The organism is Mucilaginibacter conchicola (genome assembly GCF_003432115.1).
GTDB lineage: Bacteria > Bacteroidota > Bacteroidia > Sphingobacteriales > Sphingobacteriaceae > Mucilaginibacter > Mucilaginibacter conchicola.
The window spans coordinates 1,199,434-1,222,089 of sequence record NZ_QWDC01000002.1; the positions used below are offsets into that span (position 1 = coordinate 1,199,434).

9 protein-coding genes are annotated in these 22,656 nt (G+C 45.3%); 2 read left to right on the plus strand and 7 right to left on the minus strand.

All coding sequences use genetic code 11. From position 1 onward, the window contains the following. Positions 1 to 846 precede the first annotated feature (846 nt). From D0C36_RS15120 to D0C36_RS15135, 4 genes are read right to left on the minus strand one after another with little or no spacing between them, the layout of a single operon-like run. Positions 847 to 2,685 (minus strand): glycoside hydrolase family 2 protein, encoded by a 1,839-nt coding sequence (locus D0C36_RS15120; RefSeq protein WP_117392438.1) that lies wholly within the window; start codon positions 2,683 to 2,685, stop codon positions 847 to 849. Positions 2,686 to 2,745: 60 nt separating this feature from the next. Continuing rightward, positions 2,746 to 3,474: a DUF3823 domain-containing protein gene (locus D0C36_RS15125; RefSeq protein WP_117392439.1), complete on the minus strand. Its 729-nt coding sequence runs from the start codon at positions 3,472 to 3,474 to the stop codon at positions 2,746 to 2,748. A 15-nt stretch (positions 3,475 to 3,489) separates the two neighbouring features. Further along, a complete protein-coding gene (locus D0C36_RS15130) occupies positions 3,490 to 5,382 on the minus strand; it encodes a RagB/SusD family nutrient uptake outer membrane protein (protein ID WP_117392440.1) in 1,893 nt (630 codons plus the stop codon). Between the two features lie 22 nt (positions 5,383 to 5,404). Further along, entirely contained in the window at positions 5,405 to 8,659 is a 3,255-nt protein-coding gene (locus D0C36_RS15135; protein ID WP_233524493.1) for a SusC/RagA family TonB-linked outer membrane protein, read from the minus strand. Between the two features lie 192 nt (positions 8,660 to 8,851). Between D0C36_RS15135 and D0C36_RS15140 the strand changes: the two genes are divergently transcribed. After that, complete coding sequence (locus D0C36_RS15140) at positions 8,852 to 12,853, plus strand: hybrid sensor histidine kinase/response regulator transcription factor (protein ID WP_147322001.1); 4,002 nt, start codon at positions 8,852 to 8,854, stop codon at positions 12,851 to 12,853. On the opposite strand, the gene D0C36_RS15145 is transcribed toward D0C36_RS15140, so the two are convergent. Next, entirely contained in the window at positions 12,850 to 14,178 is a 1,329-nt protein-coding gene (locus D0C36_RS15145; protein ID WP_117392442.1) for a vanadium-dependent haloperoxidase, read from the minus strand. The two genes, D0C36_RS15140 and D0C36_RS15145, sit on opposite strands and share 4 nt — an antisense overlap. Positions 14,179 to 14,416: 238 nt before the next feature. On the opposite strand from D0C36_RS15145, the gene D0C36_RS15150 reads away from it, so the two are divergent. Further along, positions 14,417 to 17,965 carry a VCBS repeat-containing protein gene (locus tag D0C36_RS15150; RefSeq protein WP_158557121.1) on the plus strand — a complete coding sequence of 1,183 codons (3,549 nt, stop codon included), beginning with the start codon at positions 14,417 to 14,419 and terminating at the stop codon, positions 17,963 to 17,965. A 69-nt stretch (positions 17,966 to 18,034) separates the two neighbouring features. Here the strand turns inward: D0C36_RS15150 and D0C36_RS15155 are convergent, their stop codons facing one another. Next, entirely contained in the window at positions 18,035 to 19,582 is a 1,548-nt protein-coding gene (locus tag D0C36_RS15155; protein ID WP_117392444.1) for a RagB/SusD family nutrient uptake outer membrane protein, read from the minus strand. Positions 19,583 to 19,593: 11 nt separating this feature from the next. Next, on the minus strand, positions 19,594 to 22,647 hold the full coding sequence (locus D0C36_RS15160; RefSeq protein ID WP_199502032.1) for a SusC/RagA family TonB-linked outer membrane protein: 3,054 nt from the start codon (positions 22,645 to 22,647) through the stop codon (positions 19,594 to 19,596). Positions 22,648 to 22,656: the final 9 nt, after the last annotated feature.

The window sequence follows — 22,656 nt, forward strand, 5'->3', positions numbered from 1 at the left end:
AATAAAGAAGGTGCCGTAAACAAGTGTTACTTCGATTACCCTTTTGAAACGTCGGTTCGATCCCGGCCCCCACTGCAACAGAGGGGTAGTTTAGCTGGTAAAACGCAGAGTAGAAAGCCACTGTTGCTTTTTGCCCTTCTTTTAAAAAAAATTAAAATATAAAGATGCCGTAGAAACGGGTTACTTCGCTCAATTTTGGGGATGGTCAGTATGGTGAAAACCAAACTGTGGGTTCGAGTCCCAATGCGATTCCCCGGCCCGGGTTCGATAGTTGCTCTTTATTAAAGATAAAAAGGTGTCGTAGATAAGCGTTACTTCGTTTAGGGACGCTGCGGTTGCCGGTTCGAGTCCGGCCAATGGTTTGCCATTGTAGCTCAATTTGGTTAGAGCACAGTAAAAAAGCGCGCTTATCGATTTTTACCCTTTTATACAGATGCCGTAGGCGAGTGTTACTTCGAACTGTCAATTCAACCCAAAAAGCACTTGCCGCCTTTTGCTCTGTTTTTAATGATCTTTTACCTAAACCTTAAAAGGTGCCGTAAACCGGTTATACTTCGGTCAGAACACCCGACACGCGCGGAAGGACGCCGGTTCGATCCCGGCCTGCGATCTAACAGATCGTATGTAGTTCAGGAAAAAAAGAAACCGGTTGCTCGTTAGCCCTTTGTTAAAAGATGCCGTAAGTGTGTGATACTTCGTTGGTGAAACCGCGCAAGCGGGCAGGTTCGAATCCTGAAAGGCACACACTGCTTATTGCTCTTTTAATTCATGTTAAAAAACAAAAAGCCTGCAGAATAAAAACTGCAGGCTTTTGCTTTATATAATTATTAATTAACACCGAATCTGCTATCTAGCCAAAGCCGGGTTGTATAGTTTAGTGTTTTCTCTGTGCAGGCTTTCTACCGGCATTTTGATCACTTTACGGTCGTAGGTCAAGAAACCGTTCACTTCGCCTTCAACGTCGGTAGTTTGGGTATATACCGCTGCGGATAGGCCAAGTTTTATCAGATCCTGCAAACGATCGGTAAACGTAATGTAGCGCTTAAGCAGGTCATCGCCGTTTTTAAATGTCTGGTAACCCCAGTTTTTGTTGGCTTGCCAGTTATGGCCTTCAACCGGCCAGCCCAGGCCGCCAAATTCGCCTAATACTACTGCGGTATTCTTGCCAAAAATATCGGGGCGAGGCATTGCCGGCTGCGGGTAATTGTGCAGATCTACAATGTGGCCTGTAGTGTAGAAGTTACCACCGCTGGCGCTGTTCACCAGGCGCGATGGATCTTTCTTCATCGTCCACTCAGAGATCTCAACGGTTTTAAACTGGCCCCAGGCTTCATTAAACGGCGTCCAAACTACTATAGAAGGGTAGTTGTGCAGCTCGTCCATAATGGCGTTCCACTCTTTGCGGTAATAACCTTCAGACTCAGGCGTGCGGGCTTTATCGGTAGCGCGGTCAACAACGCCCGGGCGATTTTCCCAGCCGTTACCCAAATCGCCGCTTGGCATATCCTGCCATAGCAACATGCCGTGCTGGTCGCAATAGGTGTAATAACGCGCAGGCTCAACTTTAATGTGCTTGCGTATCATGTTAAAGCCCATTTCTTTCAGCTTGTCAATATCATACACCATGGCCTCGTAAGTTGGCGGGGTGTACAAACCGTCAGGCCACCAGCCCTGGTCAAGCGGGCCGTACTGGAACACAAATTTATTGTTCAGTAACATGCGCTGTACACCGTTGGCATCAGGCCCAAGCGATATCTTACGCATCGCGAAATAACTCTTCACCTGGTCAACCGCCTTGTTGTTGCGAATAACGGCCACCTGCAGATCATACAAGAAAGGGCTCTCTGTTGACCATAACTTAGGGTTGGAAATGTTTAACGTTGCTGTAGCGCCTGCATCAACTACCTGCTCATCAACGCGGGTTTTGCCATCGTAAGCAGTTATGCGCAGTTTATCGCCTGCTTGCACGCCTGCAATAGCTGCAGATACCGATAATGTTTTCTTGTCAATATCCGGCGTTTGTTTGGTTGAACTGATATGCGTTTTGGCAACACCCTCTAACCAAACGGTTTGCCATATACCTGTTACCGGGGTATACCATATACCCTCAGGATTTTTAACCTGTTTACCACGTGGCTGCGGGCCATCATCGGTAGGGTCCCAAACGCTCACTACAATTTGTTGATCGCCACCGCCTTTAAGTGCTGCGGTAATATCAAACGTGAAAGGATCAAAGCCACCTTCGTGCTTACCTACGCTTTTGCCGTTAACAAACACCTCGGTACGCCAGTCAACCGCGCCAAAATGTAGCAATACTTGTTTGCCTTTAAGCGCGCTTGCAACTTTAAATGTGGTTTTGTACCAAAGCATACTATCCTTACCAACGGTTTTGCCAACGCCTGACAAGGCAGATTCTACCGCAAAAGGCACCAATATTTTACCATCGTATTTTGATGGGGTATTGGCTTTTGGCACAATGCTGTAATCCCAAAGGCCGTTTAGGTTTTGCCAGTTGTTATCCCTAACCAATTGTGGGCGGGGGTACTCAGGAAGCGGTTTTTTCGGGTCTACTTTATCAGCCCAAGGCGTGGTTATCTTGTCTTTAATAACGTGCCAGTTGTTTTGCTGGGCATTACCGGCAAAGGCAAAAAGTAGCAGGGAAAGGCTTAAACTAAGTCTTTTCATGTAATTAGAGTGTGATTGTTATGGAAAAAATGGGGGCGCTAAATTGCGCCCCCTTAATTATTAAAGCGAAACCTTTACCAGCGGAGAGAATATCATATCCTCAACCCCGGCTATTTTGATACCCACGCGTGCAAAAACATAGTTTTGAGTTGGCGTTATAGAAGGCAGGTCATCTATTATGGTAACATTATTCAGGTCGGTAATAGAAGAGCCGGCAACTATAGCAGGTTCAGGCACATTCGGATCGCTCGAGATATTCATATTATCTGCGTTTGATACAAATTGTGTTTTGTTGATGTAAAGAAAAACGGTCTCAATGTTTTTCGCATTGGCATCAGTTATCACCTTCTCGATATTGAATTTGGCGGTAAGTTTACCACTTGCTGGAGTAAATGTGGCGTTGCGTACCATGTAGTATGGTATCACATCAATATCAAGCGTTTGGTTTGCACCAACTTTTACTGCCAGGGTGTCGCGTTTACTTGGCCCAAGCTCTTTCCACCTGAACGGGCCCTGGTTTGCAGGGATAGTGAACTTATAATCGCCGGCAAACAGTAAGGTTGAGTATGTGCCATCCTGGGCAAAAGTACCGTTGATAGGGCCGGTTTTACCAAAACCGGGCTGGTAAAGTTCAAACGGAACTTTGTTGTACTCTACGTTTACGGCCTCGCCATTGTAAACCAAACGCCCTTTTAAAGTAAGCGTAGGGGCATCGTAGTTATCCTTTTTGCAACCATACGCTGCAAAAAGGGCTAACATTAATATGAGGTATTGAAATTTTATTTTCATGATCGTGCGTATTTACTATTGATTGGGTTGCTTTACAATTAATGGGTTAGCAGATAGTATATCATTCCCAATTTGCGAATAATAGTTACCAAACGAAAAACTATTTGCACCTGTAACAGGGCCCGGCAACACCTCTCTAAATACCCATTTGTTATTGTTAGGGCTGCTTGGGTTATAGTATTTATATGGCCACAAACCATAAGGTTGGGTATTGTGTTTTGTTGCCTTACCAATATTGCTAACCAAATCGGCAACAGACATTTTGTTACTATCCCAAACAAGGTGCGCAATTCTCCAGCGTTTCATATCAAACAGCGTATGGCCTTCAAATGCAAGTTCTACACGGCGCTCATGCACAATGCGGTCAAAGGTTAAAGCAGCCAATGGTGTGGTTAAACCCGCACGTGCTCGTACCTGGTTAATGTAACCAAGAGCAATACCAGGTTGATTAAGCTCAAAGGCAGCCTCTGCAGCGTTAAGTAAAACCTCGCCATATCTGTAGCGGATAAAGGCAACATCACTACCACGGCCTCTGCGGCCCGATCCAACGGTTGGGTCGAGATATTTACGGATAAAGAAACCGGTTTGTGTACGGAACTCCTGGCCGCTTACAACACCATCTTTACCAACAACTTGTGTAGTACCTAAGCCCGGTACATTTTTCGGTTGTGTTGCATCGCCGCTGGTAATAATACTACCATCGCCTAAAAGATAGCCCGCATAAACTTCGGTGCGTTTGCCTTTAAACAAACCGTTTGGTAGCAATACCGTACCCGCAAGGCGGGCATCGCGGCCGGCAAATATATCAAGCTGGTTGGTATAATAGATCGGATCGCCTGAGCCATCTTTTGTAGGGATAGGAGCATAAGTATTGTCCAGTTTCTCAAAAGATTGTACCAGGTTTAATGATGGATTTAAGCGGCCTGCATCCAAACCCTCATCAGAGATAGAGAAAGGCTGATTGTTGGTAGTAAAACCGTGTGTTTTACCGCCATTGGCTTTAAAGTCCTCAATAAATATCGATTCCTGGTTTACTGAACTTTTATCCAGGAATAAAGCAGCAAAGTTATCGCTCAGATCAGGCAGTACCTGGTAAAGTTTATAAGCGCCAGCTTGTTGATTAATGATTTGCTGGGCAGCGGCAAGCGCTTTTGTGTAATAAGCATCAGCCATGCTTGCCGGTATACCAACCTCGTTACCAGGCAATGATACCTGTGGCGTGTTTGCACCATATTTGGCAATAGAACCGGCGTATAAAGCTGCCCTTGCTTCCATCGCTAAAGCGGCAGCCTTAGTGGCTCTTGATTTGACATCTATGTTAGTTGGAAGGTCGTTTTTAATGGCCTCAGCTTCGCTTATTACAAAATCATATATTTCTGATTCTTTTGCACGTGGTTTTTGCAACTGCGTTACGTTGCCAGAGTAATCGTACTCCATCGGCTCGGTAATTAAAGGCACGCCACCCATTCTTTTTACTATTTCAAAATAGTATTGGGCCCTTAAAAATCTCGCCTCGGCAATAAAACGTTTTTTATCGTCTTCGGTAAGTTTAGTGGCTGCATTTGCACGTTGCAGAAATAGGTTCAGGTCGCGGATGTAACCATAATCCCAGGTACTCCACTCACCAAAGCCCCAGCCTGTTCTTTGTACAAAGAAATAGCTGCCGTTCTCTGACGGGAAAGCCTCGCTAAAATCGGTAAAAGACGACCAGCCATTGTCAAGGCCCGAAAAGTCAAGCACCCTGTTGTAAAGGTCGCCCAAAACTGAAAGTACAAGCGCAGGGTCAGAAAACACCAGCTCGGTAGGGAGTACCGATTTGGGTGGTATATCTAAAAAAGCGCTGTCTTTTTTGCACGACTCACCCACAAGCAAGCCGGCAACTATCATTATTAAAAATTTCTTTTTCATGGAATTTACGCTTTAGGGTTAATTAGAATGATAAATTAACGCCTATGTTAACAACTTTACTTTGTGGTACCTGTAAACCGTTGTCATCAGTTGTTTCAGGGTCCACGGCGTATTGTTTAAGGTTATCAACCGAGAACAGGTTGTACCCGTTAACGTAGAACCTTGCCCTCTTAATTTTGGCTTTTGCCAGTATACCGGCAGGTAAAGTGTAACCAATTTCTATGGTACGTGCACGAATGTAGCGTACACTGTGTAGCCAGAAAGTTGAGTTGGTTTGTCCGTTAGGCATGTTCCTGTCCGGGTCCGGATTAAGCGCGTAGCTCGAGTACCCAAAGCCAGGGTTTGTCCTGTTTGGCGGGTATTTGCCAGGTATCCATGCACTGTTCAGATCGTACGGATCAGCACGGTGCCATCTGTCGGCAAATATGGTGTTAAAGTTACCACCGTTTTGGAACGCCCAGCGTGTTTCGTAGTTCTGGAACCAGGTATAGCCCGCACCACCCGAGAAATCGGCATGGAAATCAAAGCCTTTATATGCAAGCCCTATTGATAAACCGAAGTTAATGTTTGGCTGCGTACCATAACCAAAACCAATTGGGCGCTCGTCATAAACATCTATCTTACCATCACCATTTTGGTCTTTATAGATCAAATCGCCGGGTAATAAGCTACGGTTACCTTTAGTATCCATATTTACGGGGTAATTATTGATCTCTTCCTGAGATTTAAATTGACCAATAACCTGGTAGCCCCAGTCTATGTGCGAGTACCTGTTCTCGGTAGAGTTGCGGTACTGATCCCACGAGTTAAAGAACAGTGGATTATAGCTTTGCAGATTTTTTTGACGACTGTATGAGAAGTTACCGCCAATGTTATATTTCACATCGCCAATGTTTGAGTTGTAAGAAAGGGCTACATCGAAACCCGACTGTGCATCACTGCTGGCATTTTCTTGTGGTAGATCATAACCCAATTCTTTTGGTATAATTACGTCATTACGAGGGCCTAACAAACCTGTGCGTTTCCTGTAGAAGTACTCGGCCGAACCCGATAACTTGCTGTTGAACATGGCAAAATCAAAACCAACGTTAGTGATCTTGCTTCGCAGCCACGATACGCGGGTAACAGGTATGCCCTTATCGCGCGATACGATGATAGAGTTACCATCTAAAATTGCCGTGCCGTTGTTGTCAAGGTTGTAGTTGTAACCTGTTAAGTAGGCATAAGGTGGCACGATGGTTTGGGTAGGATCATTAGGGTTACGGGCATCACCCAGGATACCGTATGAACCTCTGATCTTTAAATCATTAAGAATACTGTTCTCGCCAAGTAGTTTTTTCACAAAACCTTCTTCGGTGATCCTCCAACCGGCAGATACGCCAGGGAAATAACCTACACGTTTATCTGGTGCAAAAAGGTATGATGCATCTCGCCTGCCAGAGAACTGAATGTAATATTTATTGGCATAATTGTAATCTATCTGTGCAACATAACCTAATCTCGATTCTTTATTATCCCTGTCCTGGTATTGGTCGGCAGTTGGGAAATAAATTAAAGGCAGGTTGTTTGAAATTGGCGAAGCGTGGATCCAGTTACGTAAGTGCTGCAGCTCTATACGCTCGGCCACAAACGTACCGGCTATGGTATGCTTACCAAAGGTGTTGTTGTAGTTTAACTGTAATTGCGATGTTTTGTTAAACTCTTTTATCTGCTCGCGCTCGCGCCAAGGGTTGGTACTACCGCCGGTTACTTTGTACTCGTTAGAAGCAGGCAGGTAAGTGTATGCGTTATATGTGTACTCCTGGTTATTCAACAGGAAATCTTCTACATAATAAGAATACAAGCCTTTTAAAGTTAAACCTTTAACGCCCGGTATATCATACTCGGCACCAAAGTTGGCCTGCAATACGCGCCTGTCGCTATGGAAAACACCCGAAAGCTTTTTGTTAAGGAAAGCATAGTTTGATTCGGTGTGGCCAATATCATTCAGATAGTCAGGATTATCATTAGCGTAAGGGCGCTCTAAAGGCGTGTTCCTTAAAACGGCAAATTTAGCCAGGCCATAGTCATCAAGCCCCGGTACACCAGGGTTTTCAACCGTTTCGATACGGCCGTTGATGTTAACGTTTGCGCGTAAACCGGTTGCCAGTTTTACCGCAATGTTTGATTGGATGTTAGAGCGTTTAAACTCATACTCTTTACCCAATTGCGAGTTTTGGTACAGGTTTGTTGCCGATACATAGTAGTTAACCCTGTCACTCGCGCCAGAGAAGTTGGCATTTACCGAGTTAAGTGGCGCATTGTTATTGCTTTTTAAAATATAATCGCGCCAGTTAAAGCTTCTGTAGCCCGGCTCAGTACCGGCTTTATATTTATCAAGCTCTGCAGGGGTTATAGATGTAGTACGATCGGTGTTCATCTGTGCATCAGCCAGGTAGAACATGTAATCATACGCGTTTGTAGCTACATTAGGGAACCTGTAAAAGTTTTGGAACCCGGTATAAGCGTCAATATTGATGCGCGCCTCGCCCGATCCTTTTTTAGTGGTTACCACCACCACACCATTTGCCGCCTGTACACCGTAAATAGCTGCCGAAGCATCTTTTAGTACGGTTACGCTGGCAATATCATTTGATGCAAGGTTGTTAAACGCGGTAACGTTCTGTTGTACACCATCAATTACGTAAAGCGGTGTACCCATGTTACGGATCTGGATGTTGGCCGTTGCACCAGGGCGGCCTTCAGACTGCCTGAAACTTACACCCGCAATTTTACCTGCAAGCGCCGTACTAACGGTTGAACCCGCGTGTACCCTTTCAATATCTTTACTGGTGGTACTGGCAATTGAACCCGTAATTGATTCTTTACGCTGCGAGGTGAAACCCGTAACAACAACCTCTTGTAATGATGAGTTGCTGGCTTTTAAACGTACTTTAATGTTGGTTTGGCCATTAAGGGGGATTTCCTGAGAAACAAACCCAACATAAGTAAATAGTAATACGGTGCCGGTTGATGGCACGTTTAAGCTAAAGTTACCGTTAACATCGGTACTTGTACCGCTTTGTGAACCCTGCACCCTTACTGCAACGCCGGGTAACACAAGGTTTGCTGTATCGGTTACCGTACCGGTAACTTTTACGGTTTGTGCCTTTGCTCCCTGCGAGAACATTAAGCTCCCTAATAAAAGGGTGGCTAACGCCGCTTTAGGATACCATTTGCCGCCGGGCAATCGCAAAAGGGCGTAACCCAGTTGCCTGAGAAGTAGAAGTTTGCTCATAATGGTTATTAATTAAATTGGTTTATGTGATTATAAATGTCTGGGAGACGGGTTTAAATCACAGTGTAAAGGAAAGCCATTTTGTTTACCATTAATTAATCAAATCTTCTCAATACTTAGTTAAAACGTATCATTTTTAGCTGAAAAGAAATTGCTTAAACAGAATATATATATTTGTTTAAGCACACCAATTTGAAACCACTTTTACTCTTTTTACTTATCTGGCTTGCATTGCCGGGCTACGGCCATGCGCAACCGCACTACTTTAAGCACTACCAGGTTGAGCAAGGCTTATCGCACAATACCGTGTATTGTATTATACAGGATAAGCGCGGCTTTTTGTGGTTTGGTACTAAGGATGGGCTTAACAGATTTGACGGGTACACCTATAAAACTTTTAGGCACGACCCGCGCGACGCAAAAAGCATCTCTAACAATATTGTACACGCTTTAAGTACTGATGCCGAGGGTAACCTGTGGGTGGGTACTGATAATGGCTTAGATCGTTATGATTTTAAGACCGAGGATTTTGATCATGTTTACCACGATAGCCGGCAGGGGGTAAGAAGCATAACGCAGGATGAAAATAATAACTGCTGGTTTGTAACCGGCGAGGCGCTTATGCGCTTCAATAAGAAAACCGGTATTTCAACAGATTATTTGCCTAAACGGCAGTTTGAGGCTACATCAATAGCAATAAACAATGGCGATATATGGGTAACCACTTCGCGCGGAACGCTTGAGAAACTTAACCCGGCAAGGGGCACTTTTAAAAGCTATAACCTGTTTGATCATTCAAAACCGGTTGCTTCAAATTTTATTGAAAGGCTGTATGCTGCAGGCGATGATAAGCTATTTGTTGGCACGGCTAACCAGGGGGTAAAAGAGTTTGATTGCCTTACCGGCACCTATAGCGATATCCTCACCTATAATACCGACCATACAGAAGTGTATGTGCGCGATTTTGTTAAATACAGTGAAAAGGAATTTTGGATAGCTACAGAATCGGGGATATTTATTTATAATATAGTTACCCGTAAGTTCACCAATATTAAAAAGAACTATAACGATCACTATTCGCTTTCAGACAATGCGGTTTACAGCCTTTACCGCGATAGGGAAGGTGGGATGTGGGCCGGCACTTACTTTGGCGGTGTAAATCATTATCCTAAACAATACTCAAACTTTAATAAGTATTACCCCGGGGCTGATGATAATAGCCTGAAAGGTAACGTAGTGCGCGAGATATGCAAAGACCGTTTCGGCAATATTTGGCTGGGCACCGAAGATAATGGCCTAAATAAGCTAAGTGCCGATAAAACTACCTGGACACACTATTACCCCGGTACTGCCAATGGCTTATCAAACAGTAATATACACGGGCTGTTGGCTAACGGAGACAATCTGCTCGTGGGTACTTTTGAGCGGGGACTGAATATTTTTGATATCCCAACCGGTAAAGTAAAGCAAATATTTGTTGCCGGCAACGGGGCAAACATGCTGAAGAGTAATTTTATTATAGGCTTTTGCAAAACACGCCTCGGGCTTATTTTTATAGCTACCACTAAAGGTTTATACCGGTATAACCCGGCAAATAATGTTTTTACGCAGATAGATAAAATACCATCGTATGATTTTGTTTATTCTATTATTGAAGACCATAACGGTTTAATATGGTTAGGAACCGTGCGCGATGGCATTTATACCTACAACCCCGAAACAAACCGATCTGAAAAGATCCCCTATGACTACCCTGTAAAAGATGCGCTGCAAACCTCAACCGTTAACGGTATTTTTGAAGACAGCGATCATCATATCTGGTTTGCAACTGAAGGGCTTGGCCTTTGGAAATATAATCCGCAAAATAAGCGGTTTAGGTATTACGGCCTCAACACAGGCCTGCCAAGTAACTATGTATTTAAAATATTAGAAGATGATAACAAGAATATATGGGTAAGCACCACCCGCGGGTTGGTATCTCTTAATTTGGTAAACGGTTACACAAAAACCTACACGCGCGCTAATGGCCTGCTAAGCGATCAGTTTAATTACAACTCGGCATTTAAGGATACCGACGGTACCATGTATTTTGGCTGTGTTAAGGGGATGGTAAGCTTTAACCCCGGCCAGTTTAAGCCTAATAATTTTGTTGCGCCGGTGTACATTACAGGTTTCCAGGTGCATAACAACGAGATCTCGGTTAATGGCCCCGATTCATTATTAAAGCAATCTATTATTTGCGCTAAAGAAATAAGGTTAAACCACAACCAGTCGTCGTTTAGTATTGATTTTGCTGCCCTCAGCTTTTCAGCCCCCGAAATGAGCCAGTATAAATTTTTAATGAAAGGCCTTGATAGGGGATGGACCTATCTGAAAACCAACCGCAAAGTATACTTTACCCAGTTAGCACCCGGGCATTACACCTTTGTTGTAAAAGCAGCTAATAATAACGGCGAATGGAGTGATAAGGAAACATCGATCGAGATTGATATCGACCCGCCTTTTTGGGCAAGTACATGGGCATATATTTGTTATGCGCTGGCTGTATTGTTGGGTGCATTTTATTTGCTGCGCGAGTACCACAGGCGTACCCGCGAGAAGAACAAACGCATTATTCAGCAATTAGAGAATGATAAGGAGAAAGAGATCTATAACGCCAAGATAGAGTTTTTTACCAATGTTGCCCATGAGATACGCACGCCGCTTACGCTGATAAAAGGCCCTATGGAAAAGGTGATGAAGAAGGCAGAAAGCCTGCCCGAGATACAGAACAGCCTTAAAACCATGGAACGCAATACCGACAGATTATTGGATTTGACCAACCAGTTGCTTGATTTCCGGAAAACCGAGACCAATGGTTTTAGCCTCAGCTTTGTTAAAACGGATATTAACAGCTTGCTTACAGGCACTTTTCAGCAGTTTAACCCCATGGCCGAGCAACGCAACATCACCTATAAACTGAAGCAGCCAGGCAAAACGCTGTATGCTTATGTTGATGCCGAGGCCTTTACCAAGATCATAAGCAACCTTATTAGCAATGCGTTAAAATACTGCACATCAGAAGTTGAGGTTGAGCTGCTGCCGCATCGAGCCAAAGATTGCTCGTTCAGCATCACCTTCCGTAACAACGGGCACCTGATACCTTTTGAATTGCGCGACAAGATCTTTGAACCCTTCTTCAGGATGAAAGAATCGGTGAAGGAAGTGGGTACCGGTATTGGCCTTTCTTTATCACGTTCTTTGGCCGAATTGCACAACGGAGCGCTTTTTTTGAGTGAATCTTCCAACGGTTTTAATATATTCACGCTTACTTTACCTGTACACCAGGAGAAAGAATTTGACCTGCATAACACCAATGATGCTTATGAGCAGGCCGTTGTGGTAAACCGAAACGAAAATTTAGACTTCATGAAACCAATTATTCTTGTTGTGGATGACAATCCAGAAATACTTGATTTCATTTCAGATGAACTAAGTGAAAAATATGCGATAGTAAAAGCGCTTAATGGCAAAGAGGCGCTTGATATGATAGAGATAGAGAACATTCAGCTCATAATAAGTGATGTGATGATGCCGGTGATGGATGGTTTTGAACTGTGTAAAGTAGTTAAAACAAACTTTGATCATAGCCATATTCCAATCATCCTGCTTACGGCCAAAAATACCCTGCAAAGTAAAATTGAAGGTTTAGAAGTTGGTGCTGATGCTTATATCGAGAAACCATTCTCGCCAGAGCATTTGCAGGTGCAGATAGCCAATCTGCTTATCAACCGTAATAAAATTAAAGACTACTTTGCCAGCACACCACAGGCGCTGTTAAAGTCAATGGCATATTCGGCGCCCGATGAGAGTTTTTTGGATAAGCTGAACTCGGTGATATTTAAGCATATACAAGATACCGAGCTTGATGTAGAACAGGTGGCTAACTTTATGAACATGAGCAAGCCCACACTTTACCGTAAAGTAAAAGCTATCTCAAACCTCACTATTAACGAGTTGATCAACATTACCCGTTTAAAAGCCGCTGCCCGTTTGCTTGAAGAGGCCGACTATAAGATCTACGAGGTAGCAGCCATGGTGGGTTACAGTTCGCAATCGCACCTTGGGCGCAACTTCCTTAAACAGTTTGGTACTACACCAACCGAGTATCAGCAGGCTAAACGCGCTGCTGCAGCTAAAACCAAAACAATTTAATCTGCTTTGCGGGTATGTAATTTGTTGAGGGCAAACTCGCCAATGCGTACACCCTCATCAACCCCATTGCGGATAGACGGCATGTAATGTATCCCCCCATAAAAACGGCTTATCGAGGCCTCATCAGCAGCTGCTTTAAATGATGTAAACTTGCGTACAGGCAAATCAAACAAAGTCTCGGTTGAATCTGCAAAGGCAAACTTATCGCCAAATAGTTTTGACATGACCACGGCCGATGCATTGGAAACCACACTGTGTCCGCTTGTGTACTCGGGGAAGGGCGGGGTTTGCAACAGCGGCTGCCAACGCTCATCAATGTATTCGTTAATGTAAGTCTCCGGGCGTATCACTTTACTTTTGTATTTCTCGTCCCAGCAGTTAATAAAGGCATCTGCTATCACGACAGATAGACACGCGTAGGTTTCTGCCGTTTGCACGTAGTCGGCTTTTGCTTTGCGGCAAACCTGCGCGGCAATATTTATCCAGTGCCCGCCCGGCGAGATCTTTTTAATAGCAAACATGGTATGGCCATTGGTATTTACCTTAAATGGGTTATCATCCCAAAAATTGGCAATATCGCGCTGCTCGTCAGTAAGTTTGTTGCCGGCGTTTTGTACATCTTTAGCCAGTGTATAAAAATAGCTGGTTGGGGCGGTTGAGAAATCCATAGCATGGGCCGGTTTAAATTGCTGCGCCGAATCTAAAATGAACGGGCGTATCTCGTTCCAATGTGGCTCAACACCTTTCATGTAGGCCGGCGGTGTTGGTTTCCAGGTAGCGGCATCGGTTTGCACATCGTAACGGGCAAGCGTACGGGTGTGCTTGTAGTTATCCCTGCCCGCCCATTTCAGGATATGATTGGCCACCAGTTTGCCGTAATCTAATGAGTTTTGGTAAACATCATCGGGTATACCCGTATCGCGGAACTGCTGCAATAGTTCATCATGAAATTTTTCTATCCGCCCTTCAGACATTACCAGTATTTTCCCCACGATCAGTATGGCGTGCGATGCTGCCAGCGAGTAGCAATAAGGCTTGCCCGTAACAGGTTGAGGTATGCTGTCTAATCCTTTTAATTGTTTAGCTAATGAGATGTATTTTTTATCGCCATGCACAGCGGCTTCATACCCGGCTACGCTGATGTAGGCATAAATGCGGCTGGCCACCGGCGGCGAGTAAATATCCCGTACCATTACATCGGTTACCTGCCTTATAGATCGGTGAATGAACGCCGGGTCTTCGGCTTTTTGTTGCCAGTTGTTATTAGTGTTTTTGCAGGCACAAAGGCACAACGCAAAGGTTAATACAGCGTAAAATATTCTCATATATCAAAAGCAAAATAACTGGTAGCAGCCGGGCGGCGGCGCTATAAATCTAAACAGTAAATACTTAAGCCCCGCATGCCCGATACGATTTGACTAACTTTTGATATGATTTGCAGAAATGCTTATCTTGAAAATGAGTTTCTTTACAAGCACATACAGGAAATTAAGCTGTTAATTTCCGGCCATATAAACCAATAAATTTCGCGTTGCGAAACCCTATTAATTTAAGATTTAGATGATGTCTGCAAGGCAAATACTATACTGTGCCCTTATTGCGCTGGTTTGCGCAGGCTGTGGCGGCAATGGCGGCAAGCCCACACTTTTTAAATTACTTAAACCATCAGCAACCGGTATAGATTTTAAAAATACCATCACCGCAAGCGATAGCATTAACATTCTTAACCATCCTTATTTATACAATGGAGCGGGCGTAGGCATAGGCGATTTTAACCATGATTCGTTACCCGATGTTTACTTTGCAGGCAACCAGGTACCCGGCAAAATGTACCTTAACAAAGGGGCGCTGAAGTTTGAGGATATCACATCTACCGCCGGTGTTGATGGCGGTGGCCGCTGGTGCGCAGGTGTTTCCGTTATTGATATCAATAATGATGGCTGGCTGGATATTTACGTGTGCGCTTCATTCAAAGGCGATCCGCAGCAGCGTAAGAACCTGCTCTACATTAACCAGGGAAATAATAAGGATGGCGTGCCGACTTTCAAAGAGTCGGCAGCTGCTTATGGCCTGGCCGATACAGGTTACAGCACCCAGGCTGTATTTTTTGATTATAACCACGATGGCCTGCTGGATATGTACCTGCTCAACAACTTCCTGGGCAAAAGCACGCCTGTGGCCTATCGCCCTAAAATTACCGATGGCAGCGCCGAGAATAATGACCGCCTGTACCGAAACAACGGCAACAATACGTTTACCGATGTATCAAAAGAAGCAGGTATACTGATAGAGGGTTTTGGCAACTCGATTTCGGTTAACGATTTTAATAATGATGGCTGGCCGGATATCTACGTAGGTAACGATTTTATCTCGAACGATGTACTGTGGATAAACAATAAGAACGGCACTTTTACCAACCGTGCCGGCGAATATTTTAAGCACACGGGCTGGTCTGTAATGGGATCTGATATGGTGGATATCAACAACGATGGTCTGCCAGATCTGGTGTCGCTGGAGATGTTGCCCGAGCAGAACCTGCGTAAGAAAACCATGCTCATGGGCGATAATTATATCACCTACATCAATAATGCTAAATACAAATATGAGCACCAGTACATTCGTAATGTAATGCAGCTTAACCAGGGGCAGGGGGCCGACGGGCAAACCCGTTTTGCCGATGTGGCCTTTATTGACAGCATTTACCAAACCGACTGGAGCTGGACGCCGCTGGTGGCCGATTTTGATAATGATGGTTACCGCGATATGATGATCACCAACGGCTATCCCCGTGATATTACTGATCTTGACCACGCGCTTTACACCAACGACCAGGGCCGCACCGTGCAAGAGAATACTACGCTCGCCGCGGCAGATTCGTTTCCGGTAGTGAAGATAGCCAGCTATGCTTTTCGTAATAAGAAAGGTGCAGGCTTTAACGACGTATCAAAAAATTGGGGTATCACCAAATCAACCTTTTCTACCGGTGGTGCCTACGCCGACCTGGATAACGACGGCGACCTTGACCTGGTGATCAATAATATTAATGATGATGCTTTTGTGTACGAGAATACCACCAATACTAAAGAACCGGCTAAACGCTCATCAAATTTCCTTACCGTTAAGCTAAAAGGCGATAGTAAAAATGTTGACGGAATTGGCGCCACCATGCGGATCTATTACAACGGCCAGCAACAGTTTTTTGATCAGCAGCCGGCGCGCGGGTACATGAGCTCTTATGATAACCGCGTGCATTTCGGCTTGGGCAATGCATCAACCGTCGACTCGATAAGGGTGCGTTGGCCTGATGGCAGCACGCAGTTGGTTAAAAATGTAAAGGCTAACCAAACACTTACGCTACAAAAGAAAGATGCATCGGGCAGTTACCCGCCGGGTATACCTCAACTGGTTAGCCCGGTGTTCACTTCGGTGGCCGCACAACTGGGCATTAATTATCTGCATAAAGAGAAAGATGCGATTGACTACAATATCCAGATAACCCTGCCGCATAAGCTGAGCCAGTATGGCCCGTGCATTGCCGTTGGCGATATTGATAACAATGGCTTTGATGATTTCTTTGTAGGTGGCCCAGCGGGCAATAAAGGCGTATTTTTTATGCAGGGAGCCAATGGCAAATTTGCCAAGGATAGCACGCGCTTTGTTGGCGAAGACTATAAAGACGAAGAAGATATGGGCGCCCTGCTGTTTGATGCCAACAACGATGGTTTCTTAGATCTTTATGTAGTAAGCGGTAGCTTTGAGTTTGGCAAAGGCAACACCGCCGCGCAGGATAGGCTTTACTTTAACAATGGCAAAGGGAAGTTTACGCGCGATTATGCCGCTATACCGGTAGATTACGACAATGGTTCATGCGTACGGGCTGCCGATATTGATGGTGATGGCGATCTTGATCTTTTTGTTGGTGGCAGGTCGGTGTCGGGAGCTTACCCTACATCGCCGGCAAGCCGTATTTTGATCAATAACAACGGTAAGTTTACCGATGCAACCGCAAACCTTTGCCCGCAACTAAAACAGGCCGGCATGGTAACCGATGCTTTATGGTCTGACTTTGATGGCGATGGCCGCCCCGACCTGGTGATGGTTGGCGAGTGGATGCCCATCACCTTCTATAAAAATACAGGTAAAGGCTTTGTGAATGTAACGCCGCAGAGCGGGATAAACGGCCACGTAGGCTGGTGGAACAGCCTTACCGCCGGCGATTTTAATAATGATGGCAAGATAGATTACGTAGCAGGTAACCTGGGGCAGAACTCAAACTTTAAAGCTTCTTTTGATCAGCCGATGACTATTTTAGGGAAAGACCTGGATAACAACGGATCGTTTGATGCCATGATTTTCTGTTACCTGAAAGATGAGAACGGCGAGTGCAAACCTTTCCCTATGCATACCCGTGATGATATGATCACGCAGATGATATCCATGCGCAAAAAGTACAAGAGCTATAAAGAATTTGGCCGCGCTACCATGGATGACCTTTGGAGCGCTGATGATAAAAAAGGCGCCTTAACGCTGAAAGCAACGGATATGAACACCAGCATTATTATCAATAAAGGCAACGGGCAGTTCGCCATCTCGGCCCTGCCTTATGAGGCCCAGATAGCGCCGGTGTATGGTCTCATTCCGCAGGATATTGACCATGATGGCAACCTCGACCTGCTGATGACCGGTAACGATTTTGGTATGGAACCATTCACCGGCAGGCATGATGCGTTTAATGGGTTATTCCTGAAGGGCAACGGTAAAGGCGGTTTTGTAAGTACAAGCCTCGCCCAAAGTGGCCTGCTTGTCCCAGGCGATGCCAAGGGCTTTGCCAAAGTACGCGGCAGCGATGGTAGCAATATTTTTGTGGCCACCCAAAACCAGGATGTGATAAAGGCATTTAAAACAACCGCGCCCGATAAAGTAAAAAGCATCAGGCTGAAGCCAACGGATGCCTATGCCATACTTAATTTTAAGAATGGCAGCAAAAAGCGGGTAGAGTTTTATTATGGCTCATCATTTCTCTCGCAATCAACCCGTACGTTTGAGGTGGGTAACGATGTTAAGGATATGACCATTACAGATTACAAAGGCAATAAGCGACAGGTTAACTAATATGCTTTAAAATGTAAAAGGGGATGGCTTTCGCCACCCCCTTTTTGTTGTGTATTGGAGTGTTTGGAATTAATTGTTGGAGTATCCCGGGTTTTGATCGCTTTCTGAAATATCTTCATTCTGCTTTATCTCCAGCAACGGGATAGGGTATCGGTTATGGAACGGCTGTATGGTGTTTGATTGTTTTGTCCATTTGTTACGTTGTTTAACCAGATCAACCAGCTTACCGCTGCGGATAAGATCCATGCGGCGCCATCCTTCAAAACAAAGTTCGCGCATCCGCTCATCCAGGATATGGGTGCGGAAATCTGCCGGAGACATACCTGCATCCCAGGTTGCTGCTGCCGGTAGTGTACCACCCCATGCACGTTTGCGCACTGTACTGTTCACCAGCTGCACAGCTTGTGCGGTAGCGCCGGTTTCGTTCAAAGTTTCAGCATAACACAACAGTATATCAGAATAGCGCAGATAGAAGATATTCTTGCCCGATAGCCAGAAAGTGAGCTTGCCGTCAGTACGCACATCTTCATATTTTTTTACGTGCGGGTCAAGTTCGTCGCCGCCAAAGCTTGGGTTTAGTGTAGGCGTTTTGCCCTTGTAAGTAAAATCATAACGGATGCTGGCCTCTTTACGCTGGTCTCCGGTTTCCCAAACACCGCCATCGGCTGCATCAGAGTAAGCGTAAATGGTGGGTACCATCAGGTCGTATCCACCAAAATAGCAGTACTGGTCAAGCTCGGCTAATGAACGCGAACCCATTTGCCATTGCGTTTGGTTATTATCAGGCTGGGTGTTGTTAAACTGAAACTCGTATATTGATTCGCTGCTGTTTGGTTTCTGCGGGTCCCAAAGGTCGTTGTAGTTAGCTACCAATTGGTACCTGCCACCGTCTACCAGGGTTTTAAACTGGTCGCGGGCTTTGGCATAATCGCGCACGCCTGACGCCTCAGGCGCGTACAGATAAACCTTGCCCAGCAAAGCTATTGCGGCGCCTTTGGTTACGCGGCGTTTCTCTGATTGTGTCTCGGGCAGGTTTTTTACAGCAGTTTCAAGGTCGGCAATAATTGAAGCGTAAACAACCGGCAAAGGTTGGCGGCGGTAACCATATTCGGCTTGTTTGGCTTTATCGAGTACCGGTATCTCGCCCCAGTATTGGGTCATTTCAAATTCTAAGGCAGCATGTATAAAACTTGCTTCGCCCAATAAAACATTCTTAAGCGGATCATCAGAATTGATGGTATTGAGCCCGTTGATAGCTGCGGCAGCGGCATATATAATTTTAAAGCGGGTATCCCATTGCTGGGTTAAAGCTGTGTTACTTGCCGTAAGGAAGCCGTTATAGCGGTCTATGCCCGCTTGCCTATCATCTGTTAGTACCTGGTAAGCACCCTGCTGCGATTCATCAGACCCTAAAGAGAATATGAACCCTGCACGGTCTTTTTTTGTATCCCGCCATCTGGTATAAAGGCCTAAAACAAAAAGATCGGTGTTTTTAATGCTGCTAAAAACCTGTTCTTCTGAAAGGCTTGTTTGCGGCTCCTGCTCAATAAATTTTTTACATGAAGTGGTTAGCGCCATCAACAGTGCAACCGGTATAAGTATATATCTTTTTTTCATGATCGTAATAATTAAAATGCAACATTAACGCCGGCCACAAACATCTTGGCGGTTGGGTAACTATCGCCGCCTTCAGGGTCATAACCTTTGTATGGGGTTGAGGTGAACACATTGCTGCCGGTTAGGTATACTCTTAGTGTACTTAGTTTTGCCTTCTTCATAAAATCGCCGGTAAAGTTGTATGACAGAGTAAGGGCAGATAGCCTTAGGTAAGCGGCACTTTGCACAGCATAGTCGGTTTCGCCCGCACCATATCGGCCGGCGCCCTGGTAGGCACGCGGGATGTTAGTATTGGTGTTGGTTGGTGTCCATCGGTTAAGCTCATCAGTATGGGCGGCGTATTCGCCTGTTCCGCCAAGCAGGCCTTCGTAAAGGTAATTGATGCGCTTGCCGCCTACGTTGTAGTTAAATACCGCATTTAGGCCGAAGCCTTTGTAAGTAAGATCAGAAGCGAAACCGCCATAGAATTTAGGATCGGTATTACCCACCACAATGCGGTCGGCATCGTCAATTTTCTTATCACCGTTTATATCAGCCGGGATAATATCGCCTGGGCGGATAGTGCGGCCGTTATAATCGATCTGTGATACGCGGTCCATGTCTGATTGCTGAGCAATTTTCTCGAACTTATAGGTATAGATAGAGTTGAGTGATTTACCCAGGAACAGGTTGCCTTCGCGCTGTATCTCTACCCCGGTAAAGCCGCCGTACCTGTAAATAGCATCGGTATTACCGTACAATTTGGTTATGCGGTTGCGATAAGATGATAGATTGGCACTTACATTCCACTGCAGGTCTTTATTGCTGATAACCTGTGCATTAATATTTACCTCTACGCCTTTATTCAACAACGAGCCTACGTTTTCAATAACCGTTGTAAAGCCGGTTGTAGATGCCAGCGAGCGGGGCATCAACAGGTCATCATTATGGATAATGAAGTAATCGGCACTCAGGGTGATCTTGTTCTGCAGTATGCCCAGATCAAGCCCTACGTTAAGTTGTTTTTGTTTTTCCCAACGCAGGTTAGGGTTGCCCATCTGGTCGGCCAATACAATATAAACCGAGCCGGAGCTGTATACCGCATTGGTTAGTGATGCGTAACCAAAGTTGGGTATGTTTTGGTTACCCGCAATACCGTAACCGGCGCGCAGTTTAAGGGTGCTTAGCATAGAGCCCTGCATAAAATCTTCGCGTGCTATGTTGTACGCCAGGGCCAGCGACGGGAATATGCCCCATTTTTGCCCGGTATCAAAACGCGATGAACCATCATACCTGCTGGTTAAAGTAGCAAAGTATTTGTTATCGTAGTTGTAGTTGAAACGCGCTACGTAACTGGTAAGGGTGTAGGTGTTAAAATCTGATGCAAGGTTAAAGCGGTCTTTTTTGTAACCCGCCCCAAGGTTCCTGAACGAGAAATCGTCGATGGCAAATCCTTGGGCATCTACTTGGGTATAGTCGTAGTTGTTTTTGGTGAGGCCGAAACTCAGCAAGCCCGAGATGTTGTGCTTGCCGTAAGTTTTCTCGTAGGATATGGAGTTGTCCCATTGCCAGTTCAACCAATCCTCTTTTTTGTGGGTGGCACTACCCTCGGTTGAGTTACGAAGCGATTGCCCCAGATCGCGTGGGATGTAGTTATAGTAATTCTGATTACGCGCCTCAACAGAAAAGCCCGAGCGTACATTTAAACCCGGTATAATGGTAGCCACAATGTAGTTTGTAGTGAGCAAACGGTTTTGGTTGCCCTGCCCATCAATACTCAAACTGCGCAGCGGGTTGTAAAGATCGGTACTGGTGATGCCCTTCCAGCTCAGGTAAGGGTCGGTGTTGTTAATAGGTAGCAGCGGGTTGGCGTTGGCCGCAATGTTGAATACGCCACCATCAATGTAACGCTCCTCGGTACGGGTAAAGTTGGTGTTGGTACCAATTTTTAACCAGGGTTTTATTTTCTGATCGAGGTTTACCTGGCCGCCAAATCTTTTATAGTTTGATGTTTTAAGCAAGCCTTTTTGGTCGGTATAGTTAAAGCTTACGTATACTGATGAGCCATCGTCAGAGCCTTTTGAAAAACTTACCGTGTGGTTTTGCTGCACACCTTTTTGGCGGATCTCGTTTAGCCAGTTATAGCTTTCGCCTGCGTTGTAAACACGCAACTCATCGGCACCAAAAGCCGCAGAGCCGGCAGGGTTAAGTAACGATTGGATGTACGTGTTACGATCAGCACCCGGGTTTTGATCCATATAACGGTTGGCATAAGCATCAAGCCTAAGGTCAACTATCTGCTGTGCGTTTAGGTATGGGATGTTCTTGGTGAATGATTGAACGCCCGCCCAGGCATTGTACTCAATTTTGCCTTCGCCTTTCCTGGCTTTTTTGGTGGTTACCAATACCACACCATTAGCACCGCGCGACCCATAAAGTGCCGTTGCCGATGCATCTTTCAAAATGTCTATACTGGCAATATCATCGGGGTTGATGGTGTTAAAATTGCCATCTATAACCAAACCATCAACTACATAAATTGGGTTGGCGCCAAACTGTATGGAGTTGTTACCACGGATCTTAATGGCCGATGCGCCACCCGGGCGAGGGTCGTTGTTTTGCACCAGCACGCCGGATACGCGGCCCTGGATAGCCTGGTTAACATTGGTTGTAGGGCGTTCTTTGATCACCTTTTCGCTAACGCTACCTACAGAGCCGGTAAGGTCGCGCTTTTTGATGGTAACACCCACCACGGTAACCTCGGTAAGGTTGCTGTTTGATGATGTTAAAACAATTTTCATAGGTGATGTTGTGGCCTGTGCCTCAAGGCGGTCATAACCAACAGCCGTGAACACAAGCGTAGCGCCGTCTGTTACGCTGAGCGAGAATTTGCCGTTTGCATCGGTAATAACCCCCTGGGTAGTACCCTTTACAGAAACGGTAACGCCGGGTACGGTTAAGCCGTCGTCTTTACCGGTTACCTGCCCGGTAACATTCAGATTTTGCGCATACGCATACGATGACATACAGACAGCCAACAATACCACGCAAAACGCCCTAAAGGCTTTTTGAATAAGCTTTTGCATAATTTTTTA